A 17,918-nucleotide genomic window follows, 5' to 3' on the forward strand; every position below is an offset into this window, starting at 1 on the left:
CTGCCTTGAAATGTGAAAAGCTGGCAGCAATATTGAACCCGTTGGGTTTTGGGGCACCGAATCCTCTCCCGTTTATCAGGACGTTTCAATTAGGTAAAGGTACATATGGGTAAAGCACTCGTAATCGTTGAGTCCCCGGCAAAGGCCAAAACAATCAATAAATACCTCGGTAATGACTACGTGGTGAAATCCAGCGTCGGTCATATCCGTGATTTGCCGACCAGCGGTTCAACTGCCCGTAAAACTACCGACGGGGAAAAGGCGAAAACAGGAAAAAAGGTTAAGAAGGATGAGAAGGCCGCATTGGTCAGCCGCATGGGTGTCGACCCGTGGCACGGCTGGGAAGCGGACTATCAGATTCTGCCGGGCAAAGAGAAAGTCGTTGCCGAACTGAAGAGCCTTGCCGCAGACGCCGACCACATCTATCTCGCAACGGACCTTGACCGCGAAGGGGAAGCCATTGCCTGGCACCTGCGGGAAGTGATCGGTGGCGATGATAAGCGGTTTAGCCGCGTGGTGTTCAACGAAATCACCAAAAATGCGATTCGTCAGGCGTTTGAAAAACCGGGCGAACTGAACATTGAACGTGTCAATGCGCAGCAGGCGCGTCGCTTTATGGACCGCGTGGTGGGTTACATGGTTTCCCCGCTGCTGTGGAAGAAAATTGCCCGTGGCTTGTCGGCGGGTCGTGTTCAGTCGGTGGCTGTGCGACTGGTGGTTGAGCGCGAGCACGAAATCAAAGCGTTCGTGCCGGAAGAGTATTGGGAAATCGATGCGGATTTCTCTACGCCGAAAGGCGACGCGCTGGCGATGCAAGTCACGCATCAGGGCGATAAAGCGTTCCGTCCGGTTAATCGCGAGCAAACTCATGCTGCGGTATCCGTGCTGGAGAAAGCGCGTTACGAAGTGCTGGATCGTGAAGACAAACCGACCAGCAGCAAACCCTCTGCGCCTTTTATTACCTCGACGCTGCAGCAAGCGGCGAGTACTCGTCTCGGTTTTGGCGTGAAGAAAACCATGATGATGGCGCAGCGTCTCTACGAAGCGGGTCACATCACCTATATGCGTACTGACTCCACCAACCTGAGTCAGGATGCGGTGGCGATGGCACGCGGCTTTGTGGAGAAGAGTTTTGGTAAGAAGTATCTGCCAGAATCGCCAATCACTTACGCCAGTAAAGAGAATTCGCAGGAAGCTCACGAAGCGATTCGACCTTCGGATGTCAACATCCAGGCAGAACAGCTGAAAGATATGGAAGCTGATGCGCAGAAACTGTACCAGCTGATCTGGCGTCAGTTTGTGGCCTGCCAGATGGTGCCGGCGCAGTATGACTCCACCACCCTGACGGTGGGTGCAGCAGACTTTAAACTGAAAGCGAAAGGCCGCACTTTGCGTTTCGATGGCTGGACAAAAGTGATGCCAGCCCTGCGTAAAAACGATGAAGATTTGACGCTGCCACCGGTCAATGTCGGCGACATGCTTGACCTGAAGGAGCTGATGCCAAGCCAGCACTTCACCAAGCCGCCAGCCCGCTTCAGCGAAGCTTCCTTAGTCCGTGAGTTGGAAAAACGGGGTATTGGCCGTCCATCGACCTATGCCTCAATTATTTCCACCATTCAGGATCGCGGTTACGTGCGGGTAGAAAACCGCCGCTTCTATGCTGAGAAGATGGGTGAAATTGTCACCGATCGCCTGGAACAGAATTTCCGTGAACTGATGAACTATGACTTCACCGCGCGCATGGAAGACAGCCTTGACCAGGTCGCCAATAATGAAGCGCAGTGGAAAGCGGTGCTGGATTCCTTCTTCAGCGATTTCAGTCAGCAGTTAGGTCAGGCCGAGAAAGAGCCAGAAGAGGGCGGCATGCAGCCGAACCAGATGGTGCTGACCTCGATCGACTGCCCGACCTGTAGCCGGCAAATGGGTATCCGTACCGCCAGTACCGGCGTATTCCTCGGCTGCTCCGGTTATGCGCTGCCACCCAAAGAACGCTGCAAACAGACCATCAATCTGATTCCGGAAAATGAGGTTCTTAACGTACTGGAAGGCGATGATGCTGAAACCAATGCGTTGCGTGCCCGTCGTCGTTGCCAGAAGTGTGGCACCGCGATGGACAGCTACCTGATCGACAATCAGCGTAAGCTGCACGTCTGCGGTAACAACCCGGAATGTGACGGCTACGAAATCGAACAGGGCGAATTCCGCATCAAAGGTTATGACGGCCCGATCGTAGAGTGTGAAAAGTGTGGTTCCGAAATGCACCTGAAAATGGGGCGCTTCGGCAAATACATGGCCTGCACCAACGACGAGTGTAAAAATACTCGCAAGATTCTGCGCAATGGTGAAGTTGCACCACCGAAGGAAGACCCGGTACCGTTGCCTGAGCTGGCGTGTGAAAAATCAGATGCCTACTTTGTATTGCGTGACGGTGCGGCAGGGGTATTCCTGGCGGCCAACACCTTCCCGAAATCGCGTGAAACGCGTGCGCCGCTGGTGGAAGAGCTGCAACGTTTTGCTGACCGTCTGCCGGAGAAGCTGAAATATCTGGCGGAAGCGCCAGCGGCGGATCCGGAAGGCAATAAAACGTTAGTGCGTTTTAGCCGTAAAACTAAGCAGCAGTATGTTTCCTCCGAGAAGGAGGGCAAAGCGACTGGCTGGTCGATGTTCTATATCGACGGTAAGTGGCAGGAAGCGAAGAAGTAATTCCCTCAAGGCCAGCTTCTGCTGGCCTTTTCCTCATCCTTATAGCTAATCGTTCTACATTCTTTCGTTAACTGATATAGTGGTTATAGCTTTTTTCGTTTCGCTGACATGCTTTCCCTCCCTATACCTTAATTAAGGCGGAAACACGCCTGCAGGGATGGCCCCTCTGTCGCTACCGGGAAGATATAACTATGAAATTGCAGCAGTTGCGTTACATCGTCGAGGTGGTTAATCACAACCTCAACGTCTCCTCCACCGCTGAAGGCCTCTATACCTCACAACCGGGTATCAGTAAACAAGTGCGTATGCTGGAAGATGAACTCGGCGTGCAGATTTTTGCGCGTAGTGGAAAACATCTCACTCAGGTCACGCCAGCAGGTGAAGAGATCATCCGAATTGCTCGTGAAGTATTATCCAAAGTGGATGCGATTAAGTCTGTCGCGGGTGAGCACACCTGGCCTGATAAAGGCTCGCTGTATGTGGCGACCACACATACTCAGGCGCGTTATGCCTTGCCCGGTGTGATAAAAGGGTTTATCGAGCGTTACCCGCGCGTATCCCTGCATATGCATCAGGGCTCGCCGACGCAAATTGCTGAAGCCGTGTCGAAGGGAAATGCTGACTTTGCGATTGCGACCGAAGCGCTGCATCTGTACGACGACCTGATTATGTTGCCGTGCTATCACTGGAACCGCGCGATTGTCGTTACGCCAGACCACCCGCTGGCAGGCAAATCGAATGTGACGATTGAAGAGCTGGCCGATTTCCCGCTCGTGACCTATACCTTTGGCTTTACTGGCCGCTCAGAGCTGGATACTGCGTTCAATCGTGCAGGATTAACACCTCGTATCGTCTTTACCGCCACCGACGCTGATGTGATCAAAACGTATGTGCGTCTGGGCTTAGGCGTGGGAGTCATTGCCAGTATGGCGGTGGACCCGGTATCCGATCCGGATCTGGTGCGAATCGAAGCATCAGAAATTTTTACCAATAGCACAACCAAAATTGGCTTTAGGCGCAGTACGTTCCTTCGAAGCTATATGTATGATTTTATTCAACGTTTCGCGCCGCATTTGACCCGTGATGTCGTGGATGCAGCGGTCGCATTGCGTTCAAATGAAGATATCGAAGCGATGTTCCGCGATATCAAATTACCCTTCAAATAATCACCTAACTCATTATTTTCACAAGGTGTCCAGTGGGCATCTTGTGAATTCCTTCCTGGTTAGCGCCACAAGAATCTCAAAAAATTTCATTATTTTTTTGTAAATGAAACATCGATCACATGTTTTTTCATTGTTAGTTCTTAAATGAGAAACAGTACACAAAATTTACGCTGCCGCTTTGCGGACCGCCAGGAATATTCCCATACTCCAGTTATCAACTGATGAGAAAGGCCTTTTAGTCAGGCTCTTTAAATTAAACTCAAATTTAGAATGGTACTAAATTTGTTTTAACCCAAATTTACAATGTATGTATTCGATGAATAGTTTGATCAGTAATTAAATTTATCTCATCAATATTTTGGGTTTTGATAAATAGCGTTAATCGTTGTGCTCAATAAAAATAACTGGATTTTCGGACTTAACAAGTTTAGGATTCGTCCTAAATCTTAATCGTTATCAACAATCGTTTTATTGAGAGTGATTATCAAAAACTATGAACACTAGACTGACTGTACAACAAGATTTTCGTACAAAAACCGCCAAGGTTGAGCGCTCTGGTAATGTGCGTCGCAAGGCTTGGTTGACCGTCTTCGCTGCTTCAGCACTGTTCTGGGTAGTGGTGGCATTGATGATTTGGCGTATGTGGGGTTAAGCCATGTGGGCAAATACACTCAGCCGTAAGTCTCCGGTTTCTGCGCGTCAGCCGAACACGTCAGCGTGCAAAGCGAAAGAAGTAAAGAGCGTTGAACAGCCTGTGGCGATTCCTGCGTCGTGGGAACTGAGTGAAAACCAGCGTAACTTTATCGAATCGTTCATGGATCCGAAGTCGAAATAACGCAGTCTGCGTTTTGTTCTATATATAGACATCCATACCTCTCTTTACCGGATTATCCGGTGGGCATTTTAAAAGCCCGTCCTTTAACACTCAGCATTAAAAAAACGGTGTCATCAGTACAACGCTGAAGACGGTGGACTTTTTTTGCCCGGAATCCGGGAGGGAGTGACTCGATGAATACAACGACTTTTTCATGGTTCGGCGTTTATGCCTTTTCCTTTGCATTTTGGGCCGCGGCCGTGTGGGCAATGATCTAATCCAATAACTCAAATTGTACTGATTTCTATTAATGCCCTGACAAACGTCGGGGCATTTTTCTTTGTGCCTTTATGTGTCATTTCGTGTTGTTATCAAATCGTTAACGAAATTGTGGTCTATCTTTAAGCTAAACCTTGTGGTTATTGAGGTTTAAAAGAGAGGCCCATATAAGGAGGAGCTATGTCGTTAACGTTACGGGAGCACAGTCAGGATACGCTGGACGTTCGGGCAAAAAAATATCATTACTACAGCCTGCCAAAAGCTGCCCAGCAATTGGGTAATATCGATCGCTTACCCAAATCAATGAAGGTGTTGCTGGAAAACCTCCTGCGCTGGCAGGATGAGGATTCCGTGACAGCTGAAGATATACAGGCTCTGGTTGGCTGGCAGAAAGATGCGCATGCTGACCGGGAAATTGCCTATCGCCCAGCGCGCGTGTTGATGCAGGATTTCACCGGCGTGCCAGCGGTGGTGGATTTAGCGGCGATGCGTGAAGCGGTAAAGCGCCTCGGCGGCGATGTGGCCAAAGTTAATCCTTTATCGCCGGTCGATTTGGTTATTGACCACTCGGTGACCGTTGACCATTTTGGGGATGAAGACGCCTTCGAAGAAAACGTGCGTCTGGAGATGGAGCGCAACCACGAACGCTACGTTTTCCTGCGCTGGGGACAAAAAGCGTTTAATCGTTTCCGCGTAGTGCCGCCCGGCACCGGTATCTGCCATCAGGTTAACCTGGAATATCTGGGGAAATCCGTCTGGCATGAAACGCTAGAAGGCAAAGAGGTCGCTTATCCTGATACCTTAGTCGGCACAGATTCCCATACCACGATGATCAACGCGCTGGGCGTATTGGGCTGGGGTGTTGGCGGTATTGAAGCCGAAGCCGCCATGTTAGGGCAACCCGTGTCTATGTTGATCCCCGACGTTGTCGGTTTCAAACTCACCGGCAAACTGCGTCCTGGCATCACCGCGACCGACTTAGTCTTAACCGTGACGCAAATGCTGCGCAAGCATGGTGTGGTGGGTAAATTCGTGGAATTTTATGGTGATGGCCTGGCCGATTTGCCGCTGGCCGATCGCGCAACTATCGCCAATATGGCACCGGAATATGGTGCCACCTGCGGTTTCTTTCCCATTGATGAAATCACCCTGAGCTACATGACCCTGACCGGGCGTGATGCCGAACAAGTCGATTTAGTCGAAGCTTATGCTAAGCAGCAAGGGATGTGGCGAAATCCGGGCGACGAACCACGGTTTACCAGCTCACTGGCGCTGGATATGGCAGATGTTGAATCCAGTCTTGCCGGTCCAAAACGACCGCAGGATCGCGTCTCTTTAGGTGATGTACCCGCCGCCTTTGATGCCAGCAACGAACTTGAAGTTAATCATGCGCAGAAAGCGCACAAGACCGTCACGTATCGCGACAGCGAGACCGGTGATAGCTATCAGCTGGAAGATGGCGCGGTGGTCATTTCTGCTATTACCTCCTGTACTAATACTTCCAACCCTAGCGTATTGATGGCCGCGGGCCTGCTGGCGAAAAATGCGGTTGAGCGTGGCTTGATGCGCAAACCCTGGGTGAAAGCCTCGCTGGCACCGGGATCAAAAGTGGTGTCGGATTATCTCGCGGTGGCTCAACTGACACCTTATCTGGATGAATTAGGTTTCAATTTGGTGGGATATGGTTGTACCACCTGCATCGGTAACTCGGGCCCATTGCCAGATGAAATTGAAAGCGCGATTAAAGAGGGCGATCTGACCGTCGGTGCTGTGCTGTCGGGTAACCGAAACTTCGAAGGGCGCATCCATCCGCTGGTGAAAACTAACTGGCTGGCGTCGCCACCGCTGGTGGTGGCTTATGCACTTGCCGGTAACATGAAACTCAACCTGCAGAACGATCCCATCGGGCAGGACCGGCAGGGCAAGGATGTCTTTCTGCAGGATATCTGGCCATCACCAGAAGAGATCGCCGCCGCAGTGCAGAAAGTGACCAGTGATATGTTCCATAAGGAATACGCCGAGGTCTTCGACGGTACGCCTGAGTGGCAGCAAATAAAGGTCAGTGAAGCCGCGACTTATGACTGGGATGAGGGTTCAACTTACATCCGACTGTCGCCGTTCTTTGATGACATGGGTAAAACACCGGAGCCGGTCCAGGATATTAAAGGCGCTCGCATTCTGGCGATGCTGGGTGACTCTGTCACCACCGACCATATTTCGCCGGCAGGCAGCATCAAAGCGGAAAGTCCTGCTGGACGCTATTTGCTGTCGCATGGTGTTGAGCGCACCGATTTCAACTCCTACGGTTCGCGTCGTGGTAACCACGAAGTGATGATGCGCGGGACCTTTGCCAACATTCGTATTCGTAATGAAATGGTGCCGGGTGTGGAAGGGGGATACACCAAACACTTCCCCAGCAATGAACAGCTGGCGATCTACGATGCTGCCATGAAGTATCAGTCCGAAGGTGTGCCACTGGCAGTGGTCGCCGGGAAGGAGTATGGCTCAGGTTCCAGCCGCGACTGGGCTGCGAAAGGCCCACGTTTGCAAGGGGTGCGCGTGGTTATTTCTGAGTCGTTCGAGCGTATCCATCGCTCTAACCTGATCGGCATGGGGATCCTGCCGCTGGAATTCCCTGCTGGCGTCACGCGCAAAACATTGGGATTAACCGGGGAGGAGTTTATTGATGTCGAAAACCTTTCCCAGTTGAAACCGGGTTGTACTGTGAATGTCACCCTGACGCGCGTCGATGGTAAAAAAGAGACGCTGGAAACCCGGTGTCGTATCGATACCGGCAATGAGCTGACCTATTACCAGAACGACGGCATATTGCATTATGTGATACGTAATATGCTGAACTAAAGAAAAAGCCGGGAGATTTCCCGGCTTTTTGCTTTCTGCATTACGCTTTTGGCAGCAGATGGCCCATTTTTTCTGCCTTGGTATCAAGGTAGTGAGCATTTTTGGGGTTGCGCCCAACCACTAACGGCACGCGTTCTACAATATTAATTCCCGCTTCGCTCAGGATCTCGACTTTGCGTGGATTGTTCGTCAGCAGGCGGACTTCATTGACGCCCAACAGTTTGAACATATCTGCACACAGGGTGAAATCGCGCTCATCGGCGGCAAAGCCCAACTGATGATTCGCTTCCACGGTGTCGTAACCTTTGTCTTGCAAAGCGTAGGCGCGGATCTTATTCAACAGACCGATATTACGGCCTTCCTGGCGGTGATATAACAGCACGCCGCGTCCTTCTTCAGCGATAGCGGTGAGCGCCGCTTCCAACTGAAAACCACAGTCGCAGCGCAGGCTGAACAGCGCATCACCGGTTAGACACTCAGAGTGAACGCGCGCCAGCACTGGATTGTGGTCGCTAACATCACCGTAAACCAGCGCGACATGATCCTGGCCAGTTGCCAGTTCTTCAAAACCAACCATCAGGAAATCTCCCCATGGCGTGGGCAGTTTGGCTTCTGCTACCCGTTTAAGCTGCATGTGACTCTCCAGAACCTTCAGAGGATGCGCTATCATCATGATAACGCACGGGCCCGACTGGCCCGACAAAACTGACAATATTGTGCCACAACCTTCACCCGGGCCGTTAATCAGTCAGAGTTATTGTAGTGATAAAGCACAATTATCTAAGCCGCAACGTGTATGTTATTCTTTTTTCAGCTAAAGTTATGCCAGTCTCGCGAATACTCGCGGATCTAAAAGGAAACGGATGTTAAAAATTGCGCAGCGCACCACCCTGGGAATGCTTTTATTAATAATTATGCCCGTTGTTGTCTGGCTCTCTGGCTGGCAATGGCAGCCAGGTGAGAGTAGCGCGTTTTTACGGGTGCTGTTCTGGATGACAGAAACCGTCACCAGCCCCTGGGGTATTTTGACCAGCGTTATCCTCAGCGCCTGGGTTTTATGGTGCTTACGCTTCCGACTTAAACCCGCCATTTTACTGATCCTCTTCATGAACGGCGCTATTCTTGCTGGCCAGTACACCAAATCTTTCATTAAAGAGCAGGTGCAGGAACCCCGTCCCTATGTGGTTTGGCTGGAGAAGAGTTACGGTATTGATGAAGGGGCGTTTTATCAGCAAAACCGTCAGGGGCGCAGTCAGTTGGTGTCGACTTTAGTGGCTAACGACACTCAGCTGCCGCAATGGCTAAAAAAACACTGGGCGTTTGAAACCGGCTTTGCCTTTCCTTCCGGACATACCATGTTTGCTGCCAGCTGGGCGCTGCTGGTGATTGGCTTACTCTGGCCAAGGCGCCACATCGTGACCGTGGTCGTGCTGTTTGCCTGGGCTACCATGGTCATGGGCAGTCGTTTACTGCTGGGTATGCATTGGCCGCGCGATTTGGTGGTGGCCACCCTGATTTCCTGGCTACTGGTTACGGTTGCCACATGGCTGGCGCAGCGTTTTTGTGGCCCGCTTACGGTGCCGCGCGAAGAGCAGCAGGAGATTGAACAGCGTGATGATGGATTGTAATTTCTGCGCGCGCCCCCATATGATTGATTGCGCTTACGGAAAATGCACTAAGTGATGTGCTGATAAGCAGCATCGACGGCACTTTTTTGGCATACTTCTACTGGATAACCTCACGACAGGACGCATTGTGAAATATTTGCTGATTTTTCTCGTGGTTTTGGTCATTTTTATCATCTCCGTCACGCTTGGAGCGCATAACGACCAAATCGTCACTTTTAACTATCTGCTGGCGCAGGGTGAATTCCGCATCTCCACATTGCTGGCGAGCCTGTTTGGTGCCGGATTCCTGCTTGGATGGGCAATTTGCGGTCTTTTCTGGTTGCGGATACGTGTTTCTCTCGCTCACGCGCAGCGCAAGCTGAAACGCATGCAGGCGCAGAACGAACAATCAACGGCTGTGACAAATTCTTCTACTACTGGTCGTCGGGATTAAGTTTCGATGCTTGAATTGCTGTTTTTGCTTCTCCCTGTTGCTGCGGCGTATGGCTGGTATATGGGCCGTCGCAGTGCACATCAGGATAAGCAACAGGAAGCCAATCGTCTGTCACGTGAGTACGTTGCCGGCGTAAACTTCCTGCTTTCCAATCAACAGGACAAAGCTGTCGATCTCTTTCTGGATATGCTGAAGGAGGACAGCGGCACAGTTGAAGCTCACCTGACGCTCGGCAATCTGTTCCGTTCACGCGGCGAAGTTGATCGCGCCATTCGCATCCACCAATCCCTGATGGAAAGCGCTTCCCTGAGCTATGAACAGCGCCTGTTGGCTATCCAGCAACTGGGACGCGATTACATGGCCGCCGGGTTTTACGATCGCGCCGAGGACATGTTTAGCCAACTGATTGATGAAACCGACTTCCGTATCGGTGCGCTGCAACAGCTGATACAGATTCATCAGGCAACCAGTGACTGGCAGAAAGCCATCGAAGTGGCGGAAAGATTGGTCAAGCTCGGCAAAGAGAAGCACAAGGGCGAAATTGCCCATTTCTACTGCGAGCTTGCGCTTCAGGCGTTGAGCAGTGACGATCTTGATCGCGCCATGAGCTTACTGAAAAAAGGTGAATCGGCCGATCACCAAAGCGCGCGCGTTTCCATTATGATGGGCCGCATCTTTATGGAGCAGGGCGAATACGCTAAAGCAACGGCCCGCCTGCAGCGCGTACTGGATCAAGATAAAGAGCTGGTGAGCGAAACCTTATCGATGCTCGAAACCTGCTATCAGCGACTGAATCAGCCTGAAGATTGGGCGCAATTTTTACAACGCTGCGTTGAGGAGAATACCGGCGCGGCCGCTGAACTTTACCTCTCTGATATCCTCGAACAGCAGCAGGGGCCTGAAGCGGCGCAGTTATACATTAATCGCCAGTTACAGCGCCATCCGACCATGCGCGTGTTCCATCGCTTGATGGATTTCCACCTGCATGAAGCAGAAGATGGTCGTGCCAAAGAGAGCCTGATGGTGCTGCGCGATATGGTGGGCGAACAGATTCGCACCAAACCACGCTACCGCTGCCAAAAGTGCGGATTTACCGCGCATGCGCTTTATTGGCATTGCCCATCCTGCCGCGCATGGTCTTCTGTGAAACCAATCCGCGGACTCGACGGCCAGTAACGGCCGTTTTTTTATTATAACCGCACGATAGTTACAACATACTATAACCTTAAATTCTCAAAGAGAGCCGTGGCATTGTGCAGCCTTCAGTCTATCATCGGTCTAAAGCGCGCTGTGAGATTGTCGGGAAGGGCATGCACGGGTAGAATGCTTGCCGTTTGTCCATTGCGCCCGCGGGTGCCTGCCTTTGAGGAAACGTTATGCCTGTAACCACTTCACCGATTCTGGTGGCGCTCGACTATCATAATCTCGACAGCGCACTGCAGTTTGTGGACCGCATTGACCCGAGCCAGTGTCGCCTGAAAGTCGGCAAAGAGATGTTTACGCTATTTGGCCCGTCACTGGTGAAAACACTGCAGTCGCGTGGTTTTGACGTTTTTCTCGATCTGAAGTTTCATGATATTCCGAATACCACCGCGCACGCGGTAGCCGCGGCTGCCGATCTCGGTGTGTGGATGGTTAATGTTCACGCCAGTGGCGGGGCGCGGATGATGAATGCGGCTCGTGAAGCGCTGCTGCCTTTTGGCAAAGATGCGCCATTGTTGATTGCGGTAACCGTATTAACCAGCATGGATGAAGACGATCTCAGAGGTCTCGGCATTACGCTTTCTCCCGCTCAGCAGGCGGAACGTCTGGCTCGCCTGACGCGTGAGTGTGGCCTGGATGGCGTGGTCTGTTCCGCTCAGGAAGCTGAGCACTTTAAACAGGTGTTAGGTCAGGATTTCGCACTGGTGACCCCAGGTATTCGTCCGGCAGGCAGTGATGCGGGCGATCAACGCCGTATTATGACGCCGCAGCAGGCAAAACAGGCTGGCGTGGATTACATGGTGATCGGGCGTCCGATCACCCAATCCAATGATCCGGCTGCAACGCTGCATACTATCCTGCAAAGTTTACAGGAGGCCTAATGGCTCAGGACAACCGACTGGTTTACTCCACTGAAACTGGCCGTATCGTACAGGAAGAAGAAAAAGCGCCGCGCCCGCAAGGGGACGGCATAGTGCGCATTCAACGCCAGACCAGCGGCCGCAAAGGCAAAGGCGTTTGCCTGATTACCGGTATTGATCTGGATGATGATGCGCTCACTAAACTGGCGGCAGAACTGAAGAAGAAGTGTGGCTGCGGTGGGTCACTCAAAGATGGCGTCATCGAGATTCAAGGCGATAAACGTGATCTGTTGAAAGCACTACTTGAAGCCAAAGGCATGAAGGTTAAATTAGCCGGCGGTTAATAAAAACGGGCCGCACACTGTGCGGCCCGTGACGCTGTAGATGCGCTGCGTAGCCTGAATCTTTATCGTTATTTAGAAACCTGATGGCCGATAATACCGCCAACGGCTGCACCACCCACTGTACCCAGTGCACTTCCGTTAGTCAGAACAGAACCACCGATTGCGCCCGCACCCGCCCCGATGGCGGTATTACGGTCGCGTTTTGACCAGTTCGAACAACCACTCAAGGCAACAACCAGGGTGGCAGCTAATACCGCAACGGTCATACGTTTCATTGTTGTCGTCATCTCTTTCTCCTTGATTGTATGTACAGAGGCAACCTTGTAAGTATAGATGTTGCGCAACGAAGTACGTCATCCCTGCGTGTCATTCATTGTTCACTTTGATGCCCGCGTACAGCGCTTTAATGGGCGAATTAACCGGTGGAAACCGTACCGCTCCTGACTTTAGCCAGCTGAAGCAAAGCTAAATTCCTCCAGGATAGAAAATTCTTAATTCACGCCACACTTATCCGGTCTCAGCGACTTTCCGCTGCTTTTACAGCGATTAGATCCATAACGTTTTCTCTGCTTGTTCAGCACAATTCAGCTATCACAGTTCGCAGGAGAAATAATCATGCTGGAATTGCTCAAGCAGCAGGTGCTGGAAGCCAACCTTGACTTACCGCGCTATAACCTGGTCACTTTTACCTGGGGTAACGTCAGCGCCATTGACCGCGACCATGGCCTGCTGGTGATCAAACCTTCGGGCGTGAAATACGAGAATATGCAGCGTGACGATATGGTGGTGGTGGAGTTAGCCAGCGGCAAAGTGGTGGAAGGGGCGCTACGTCCGTCATCCGATACGGCCACCCATCGCGCGCTGTATCTTGCCTGGCCGGAGATTGGTGGCATCGTACATACCCATTCACGGCACGCCACAATCTGGGCGCAGGCCGGACGAGACATTTTGGCTCTGGGTACAACACATGCGGATGATTTCTACGGCACCATTCCCTGTACGCGTGCGATGAAGCGTGAAGAGATACAGCAAGAGTATGAATGGAATACCGGGCAGGTGATTATCGAAAGCTTTGCGCAACGCCGTATTAAGCCCGCCGACATTCCCGCTGCGCTGGTCAACTCGCACGGCCCCTTTGCCTGGGGTAAAGACGCGGATGCAGCTGTGCACAGTGCGGTGGTGCTGGAAGAAGTGGCTTACATGGCACTTCACACGGAACAACTGCGCAGCGAATTGCCTCCGATTTCGCAGAATTTACTCGATCTGCATTATCTGCGTAAGCATGGCAAGAATGCATGGTACGGGCAGAATTGAACATTGAAACTTCATTGAGGCGCCTGAGAGCGCCTTAATTTTTTGCTATTTAGCGCTGGTATGGCGATGCATATCATAAAAAAGAAACGCCAAATCTATATAAATAAAACACTGTTTCATTAATATCGATTCGATCACTTTTTTCCTGACTGCCAGTGGTTATCTTGCCTGCCATGCCATCCGGCGAACGATAACGCACCTCCTTCTGGCTCAGTAAAGGTGACACAACTATGCATATCAAACGTGCAATCGATAAGATTCCAGGCGGTATGATGTTAATTCCGCTGTTTTTGGGCGCGCTTTGCCACACGTTTTCACCCGGCGCAGGAAAATACTTTGGCTCTTTTACTAACGGCCTGATGACGGGCACCGTGCCGATTCTGGCGGTATGGTTCTTCTGTATGGGGGCATCGATCAAACTCAGCGCAACCGGAACCGTGCTGCGTAAATCCGGCACCCTGGTATTAACCAAAATCGCCGTTGCCTGGGTCGTGGCTGCCGTGGCATCCCGCATGATGCCGGAAAATGGCGTAGAAGTCGGTATGTTTGCCGGTTTATCCACGCTAGCATTGGTTGCTGCGATGGACATGACCAATGGCGGCCTTTATGCCTCCATCATGCAGCAATACGGTTCAAAAGAAGAAGCAGGCGCGTTTGTGCTGATGTCGCTGGAATCGGGTCCGCTGATGACCATGGTGATCCTGGGGACCGCAGGCATTGCTTCGTTTGAGCCACACGTGTTTGTTGGCGCGGTGTTGCCCTTTATTGTCGGTTTCGCGCTTGGCAATCTTGACCCGGAATTGCGCGAATTCTTTGGCAAAGCCGTACATACCTTAATCCCGTTCTTTGCCTTCGCTTTGGGTAACACCATCGATTTGGCCGTGATCGCACAAACCGGTTTATTGGGCGTATTGCTCGGTGTTGCCGTCATCATCATCACCGGTATCCCACTCATTATTGCCGACCGATTAATTGGTGGTGGTGATGGCACGGCTGGGATCGCAGCATCCAGCACCGCAGGCGCGGCAGTGGCGACGCCGGTGCTGATTGCCGAGATGCTGCCACAGTTTAAACCGGTCGCTCCCGCAGCCACCGCACTGGTGGCGACATCCGTTATTGTGACTTCTGTATTAGTACCGATTATCACCGCCGTCTATTCAAAACGCGTTAAGCGTTCTCATGTGGCGGTAGGACAGCGCGCTGCCATCAAGTAAGCCTGCTTATCTTTCCCCGACCCCATGGTCGGGGATATCTCTGGATTTTACTTTATAAATCAATCTCTCATTTGGTCTGGCCTCACTCTGGATTACGCTGATGTTGCGTTTAACGCATCACATAACTAGAGGATGAGACTATGACAGTAATTAACCAACCAACTTGCAGATTGTTTACCGAAGTCGGACAAACCACCCAGCTGGCGGCCTACTATGAAGAGGGTCGACACACCATGTGGATGATGCTGCGTGCCCAACCGCGCCCCAGTTTCAACCACGAATTAATTGAGGAGATCATGAATCTGAGCTATGCCGCGCAACGTTCGGGTTTGCCGATTGATTTTTGGGTGACGGGTTCGCTGGTACCACAGATGTTCAACGCCGGAGGCGATTTGCGTTTCTTTGTGGAGTGCATTCGTAACAACCGTCGTGAAGCGCTGCGGGCCTATGCGCGTGCCTGCGTGGATTGCATCCATTCGGCAGCGCGGGGTTTTGATACCGGAGCGGTGACGCTGGCGATGATTGAAGGGAGTGCATTGGGTGGTGGCTTTGAAGCCGCGCTGGCCCATCACTTCATTCTGGCGCAAAACTCTGCACGGATGGGGTTCCCGGAGATCGCGTTCAATCTGTTCCCTGGCATGGGCGGCTATTCACTGGTTGCACGGCGTTCCGGCATGAAGCTGGCCGAAGAGCTGATCTGTGAAGGGGAGTCGCACAGCGCAGAGTGGTATGAGACGCGCGGTCTGGTAGATAAAGTCTTCCAGCCAGGCGATGCTTACCGTACCACGCGTACCTTTATCGATACGCTACGTCCGAAGCTGAATGGTGTGCGTGCCATGTTGAAAGCGCGCCAGCGCGTACTGCAACTCTCGCGAGCCGAGCTGATGGATATTACGGAAGATTGGGTGGATTACGCCTTTACACTGGAGCCTAAAGACATTGCTTACATGGAACGACTGGTGCAACTACAGAACCGTCATAGCGCATCCCTGCGCAAAGCCGGATAATCGAGAGCAGCGTTAAACGCGGGCAGGATGCTTAGCCAGCCAATGCCCGAGCTGTTCAGCGGGCATTGGTTTTGCATAAAGATAACCCTGACGCCCATCGACACCGTTGGTCATCACAAACTTCTCCTCAGCTTTGGTTTCAATCCCTTCCGCAATGACTTGCAGATCGAGGGTTTTGGCCACGGCGACAATGGCACGGACCAGAGATTGCGCCACCGGTTGTTTGTTGATGTTACGTACGAAACTTTGATCCAGTTTGATTGCATCAATGGGCACGCGAGCCAACTGGGAAAGCGAGGAATAACCTGTACCAAAGTCATCAAGATGAACCTGAGCCCCCAGTTCCTGGAACTGCTTCATCAGCGTGAGTGCACCGGCTTCGTTCTCAATCAGGCAGCTTTCGGTGAGCTCGATATCAATGGGACAATCCGTGAGTCCGGCTTCGCTCAGCGCCTGCTTTAAATCGGTATAAATACTTTGGTCAATCAATTGTTTAGCCGAAACATTAACGGCAACGCGCAGGTAAATTCCCTCGCTGCGCCACTGAATAATTTGTTGCAGAACGTTCAGCATCACCCAGCGGCCGAGCGGCACGATGAGGCCCGATTCTTCAGCATACGAGATAAAGTCGCCAGGCGGCACCAGACCGCGCTCGACGGAATTCCAGCGCACCAATGCTTCTGCGCTGCGAACTTCGCCGTCACGATCTAATTTGGGCTGGTAGTACACCACCAGATGCTCCAGTTCCAGTGCTTTACGCAGGTTAGTATCAAGCCAGAGATATTCGAAAACACGCTGATTCATCTCGTTAGCGAACACGCAGAATTTACCGCGCCCATTCTCTTTGGCGTGATACATCGCGGTATCGGCGTTGCGGATCAGACTTTCCCGATCCTCGCCGTGCAGCGGGGCCAGGGCGATACCAATCGAGCAGCCGCTGTAGACTTCGATCAAACCGACGCGGAAGGGTTGACGCAGGCGCTCAAGAATACGTGATGCCATGGCTTCCAGCGCAGCCTGGCTGGTATGTTCTGCCAGTACCACGAACTCATCACCACCAAGACGGGCCAGCGTCTGATCTTTGCCCAGACAGCTGAGAATGGCGAGGGAGACCGCTTGCAGCAGTTGGTCGCCAAACATATGGCCGTAGGCGTCGTTCACCTTCTTAAAATTGTCCAGATCGAGATAAACCACGCCAGTTTGACTGCCATTGGCTAATTCCAGTGCCAGACTAATCTGTTGATGGATGGCATTGCGGTTCGGTAAACCGGTCACCGTATCAGTATTGGCGAGGACGCGTAAGCGTTCCTGAGCACGTCGCTCTTCTGTGATGTCGGTTCCAGAACAGATGAGGAAAATTTCATTTTTCCCACTACCACTGTGCACAAACTTATTACGAAACAGAAACAGTCGCTGGCCTTTTTTGGTTTTGATCCAGCGTTCCACTTCATAAGAATTGCCATCGCGGAAGAAACCCGAAATGTTGCGTCGCGAAGCCTGCGCTTCCTGCTTGGTCATGAACAGTTGAAACACGTTGCGGCCGATCACTTCCTGCTCTTTCAGACCCGTGTACTCTTCACTTAAGCGATTGAATCGCTGAATATTCCCGCGTTGGTCGAGGATCACAATCACCGAGTTTGCTTCGGAGACCACTTGTTCAGCAAAAGACAATCCGAGTGTTAAATCACGCGCCACGGAGGAGGTATCACCCCAGGCGGAAGAGGTACCAGCCCATGTTGATTGGTTGACCTTGCGGCCGACAAAGTGCATAGGCACCGGCGCACCGCGCAGGGAGAGTGTCAGGTTGATACTGGAGGTGATCACCGTCATCGCACGCAGCAAACTGGCCTGCGCGGGGGTTAATGGAACCGCCAAATTGGTATTGGCATTCTCATCTTCGGCAAAATGCAAAGCATCGCTATCTGAAGTTAAACGCCAATGAGGGCTGGTTGTGCCAAACAGGGTGTATAGCAACGTTTGCCCTTGTTCATCGGTCATGGAAACTTCCTCCGGGGAAATGCTGAGCAGGCGGTATCTCATTATTTTAGCAACAGTATTCAACCTCCTGCGTTAGCACAAGATGCAAACCAA

Annotated in this window: 16 protein-coding genes; 13 read left to right on the forward strand and 3 right to left on the reverse strand. The window is 51.9% G+C overall.

The features are described from left to right. The first annotated feature begins 105 nt into the window (after positions 1–105). From topA to acnA, 5 genes are all read left to right on the forward strand, one after another. Positions 106–2,703: a type I DNA topoisomerase gene (gene topA, locus F3J37_RS18235; RefSeq protein ID WP_160833606.1), complete on the forward strand. Its 2,598-nt coding sequence runs from the start codon at positions 106–108 to the stop codon at positions 2,701–2,703. A gap of 191 nt (positions 2,704–2,894) precedes the next feature. Further along, the gene (gene cysB / locus F3J37_RS18240) at positions 2,895–3,869 is read left to right on the forward strand and encodes an HTH-type transcriptional regulator CysB (protein ID WP_034821485.1); all 975 of its coding nucleotides are present in this window, start codon (positions 2,895–2,897) and stop codon (positions 3,867–3,869) included. A gap of 493 nt (positions 3,870–4,362) precedes the next feature. Beyond that, a complete protein-coding gene (locus tag F3J37_RS18245; protein WP_071845610.1) occupies positions 4,363–4,521 on the forward strand; it encodes a YmiA family putative membrane protein in 159 nt (52 codons plus the stop codon). Positions 4,522–4,524: 3 nt separating this feature from the next. Further along, entirely contained in the window at positions 4,525–4,704 is a 180-nt protein-coding gene (locus F3J37_RS18250) for a YciX family protein (protein ID WP_034821480.1), read from the forward strand. Positions 4,705–5,142: 438 nt separating this feature from the next. Next, entirely contained in the window at positions 5,143–7,824 is a 2,682-nt protein-coding gene (gene acnA, locus F3J37_RS18255) for an aconitate hydratase AcnA (protein WP_058959802.1), read from the forward strand. 40 nt (positions 7,825–7,864) lie between these two features. On the opposite strand, the gene ribA is transcribed toward acnA, so the two are convergent. Next, positions 7,865–8,458 (reverse strand): GTP cyclohydrolase II, encoded by a 594-nt coding sequence (gene ribA / locus F3J37_RS18260; RefSeq protein ID WP_034821474.1) that lies wholly within the window; start codon positions 8,456–8,458, stop codon positions 7,865–7,867. A 229-nt stretch (positions 8,459–8,687) separates the two neighbouring features. Here ribA and pgpB point away from each other — a divergent pair, with 229 nt between their 5' ends. From pgpB to yciH, 5 genes are all read left to right on the forward strand, one after another. Further along, positions 8,688–9,452: a phosphatidylglycerophosphatase B gene (gene pgpB / locus F3J37_RS18265; protein WP_166934968.1), complete on the forward strand. Its 765-nt coding sequence runs from the start codon at positions 8,688–8,690 to the stop codon at positions 9,450–9,452. Between the two features lie 127 nt (positions 9,453–9,579). Beyond that, the gene (locus F3J37_RS18270; RefSeq protein ID WP_166934970.1) at positions 9,580–9,885 is read left to right on the forward strand and encodes a LapA family protein; all 306 of its coding nucleotides are present in this window, start codon (positions 9,580–9,582) and stop codon (positions 9,883–9,885) included. Between the two features lie 6 nt (positions 9,886–9,891). Beyond that, positions 9,892–11,061 carry a lipopolysaccharide assembly protein LapB gene (lapB, locus tag F3J37_RS18275; protein WP_058959800.1) on the forward strand — a complete coding sequence of 390 codons (1,170 nt, stop codon included), beginning with the start codon at positions 9,892–9,894 and terminating at the stop codon, positions 11,059–11,061. 200 nt (positions 11,062–11,261) lie between these two features. After that, positions 11,262–11,969 carry an orotidine-5'-phosphate decarboxylase gene (gene pyrF / locus F3J37_RS18280; protein ID WP_166934972.1) on the forward strand — a complete coding sequence of 236 codons (708 nt, stop codon included), beginning with the start codon at positions 11,262–11,264 and terminating at the stop codon, positions 11,967–11,969. Then, positions 11,969–12,292, forward strand: a complete 324-nt coding sequence (gene yciH, locus F3J37_RS18285) for a stress response translation initiation inhibitor YciH (RefSeq protein WP_166934974.1) — start codon at positions 11,969–11,971, stop codon at positions 12,290–12,292. Before pyrF ends, yciH begins: the two co-directional genes overlap by 1 nt. Positions 12,293–12,360: 68 nt before the next feature. Here the strand turns inward: yciH and osmB are convergent, their stop codons facing one another. Further along, positions 12,361–12,579, reverse strand: coding sequence for an osmotically-inducible lipoprotein OsmB (gene osmB / locus F3J37_RS18290; protein ID WP_034821457.1), 219 nt, complete (start codon positions 12,577–12,579; stop codon positions 12,361–12,363). Positions 12,580–12,907: 328 nt separating this feature from the next. Here osmB and araD point away from each other — a divergent pair, with 328 nt between their 5' ends. The 3 genes from araD to F3J37_RS18305 all read left to right on the forward strand — a co-directional run bounded on the left by araD (position 12,908) and on the right by F3J37_RS18305 (position 15,827). Next, entirely contained in the window at positions 12,908–13,606 is a 699-nt protein-coding gene (araD, locus tag F3J37_RS18295) for an L-ribulose-5-phosphate 4-epimerase (protein WP_166934975.1), read from the forward strand. A gap of 230 nt (positions 13,607–13,836) precedes the next feature. Continuing rightward, positions 13,837–14,820: a 2-keto-3-deoxygluconate transporter gene (gene kdgT, locus F3J37_RS18300; RefSeq protein WP_038646709.1), complete on the forward strand. Its 984-nt coding sequence runs from the start codon at positions 13,837–13,839 to the stop codon at positions 14,818–14,820. Between the two features lie 140 nt (positions 14,821–14,960). Then, the gene (locus tag F3J37_RS18305) at positions 14,961–15,827 is read left to right on the forward strand and encodes a crotonase/enoyl-CoA hydratase family protein (RefSeq protein WP_034821448.1); all 867 of its coding nucleotides are present in this window, start codon (positions 14,961–14,963) and stop codon (positions 15,825–15,827) included. Positions 15,828–15,839: 12 nt separating this feature from the next. Here the strand turns inward: F3J37_RS18305 and pdeR are convergent, their stop codons facing one another. Then, complete coding sequence (gene pdeR / locus F3J37_RS18310) at positions 15,840–17,825, reverse strand: cyclic di-GMP phosphodiesterase (protein ID WP_034821445.1); 1,986 nt, start codon at positions 17,823–17,825, stop codon at positions 15,840–15,842. Between the last annotated feature and the right edge of the window lie 93 nt (positions 17,826–17,918).

Source organism: Candidatus Pantoea communis (genome assembly GCF_011752685.1).
Classification (GTDB): domain Bacteria; phylum Pseudomonadota; class Gammaproteobacteria; order Enterobacterales; family Enterobacteriaceae; genus Pantoea; species Pantoea communis.

Excerpts from the sequence above, each read along its gene's own strand:
- topA (WP_160833606.1), top strand. The coding sequence starts at position 106 with ATGGGTAAAGCACTCGTAATCGTTGAGTCCCCGGCAAAGGCCAAAACA.
- cysB (WP_034821485.1), top strand. The coding sequence starts at position 2,895 with ATGAAATTGCAGCAGTTGCGTTACATCGTCGAGGTGGTTAATCACAAC.
- F3J37_RS18245 (WP_071845610.1), top strand. The coding sequence starts at position 4,363 with ATGAACACTAGACTGACTGTACAACAAGATTTTCGTACAAAAACCGCC.
- F3J37_RS18250 (WP_034821480.1), top strand. The coding sequence starts at position 4,525 with ATGTGGGCAAATACACTCAGCCGTAAGTCTCCGGTTTCTGCGCGTCAG.
- acnA (WP_058959802.1), top strand. The coding sequence starts at position 5,143 with ATGTCGTTAACGTTACGGGAGCACAGTCAGGATACGCTGGACGTTCGG.
- ribA (WP_034821474.1), bottom strand. The coding sequence starts at position 8,458 with ATGCAGCTTAAACGGGTAGCAGAAGCCAAACTGCCCACGCCATGGGGA.
- pgpB (WP_166934968.1), top strand. The coding sequence starts at position 8,688 with ATGTTAAAAATTGCGCAGCGCACCACCCTGGGAATGCTTTTATTAATA.
- lapB (WP_058959800.1), top strand. The coding sequence starts at position 9,892 with ATGCTTGAATTGCTGTTTTTGCTTCTCCCTGTTGCTGCGGCGTATGGC.
- pyrF (WP_166934972.1), top strand. The coding sequence starts at position 11,262 with ATGCCTGTAACCACTTCACCGATTCTGGTGGCGCTCGACTATCATAAT.
- yciH (WP_166934974.1), top strand. The coding sequence starts at position 11,969 with ATGGCTCAGGACAACCGACTGGTTTACTCCACTGAAACTGGCCGTATC.
- osmB (WP_034821457.1), bottom strand. The coding sequence starts at position 12,579 with ATGACGACAACAATGAAACGTATGACCGTTGCGGTATTAGCTGCCACC.
- araD (WP_166934975.1), top strand. The coding sequence starts at position 12,908 with ATGCTGGAATTGCTCAAGCAGCAGGTGCTGGAAGCCAACCTTGACTTA.
- kdgT (WP_038646709.1), top strand. The coding sequence starts at position 13,837 with ATGCATATCAAACGTGCAATCGATAAGATTCCAGGCGGTATGATGTTA.
- F3J37_RS18305 (WP_034821448.1), top strand. The coding sequence starts at position 14,961 with ATGACAGTAATTAACCAACCAACTTGCAGATTGTTTACCGAAGTCGGA.
- pdeR (WP_034821445.1), bottom strand. The coding sequence starts at position 17,825 with ATGACCGATGAACAAGGGCAAACGTTGCTATACACCCTGTTTGGCACA.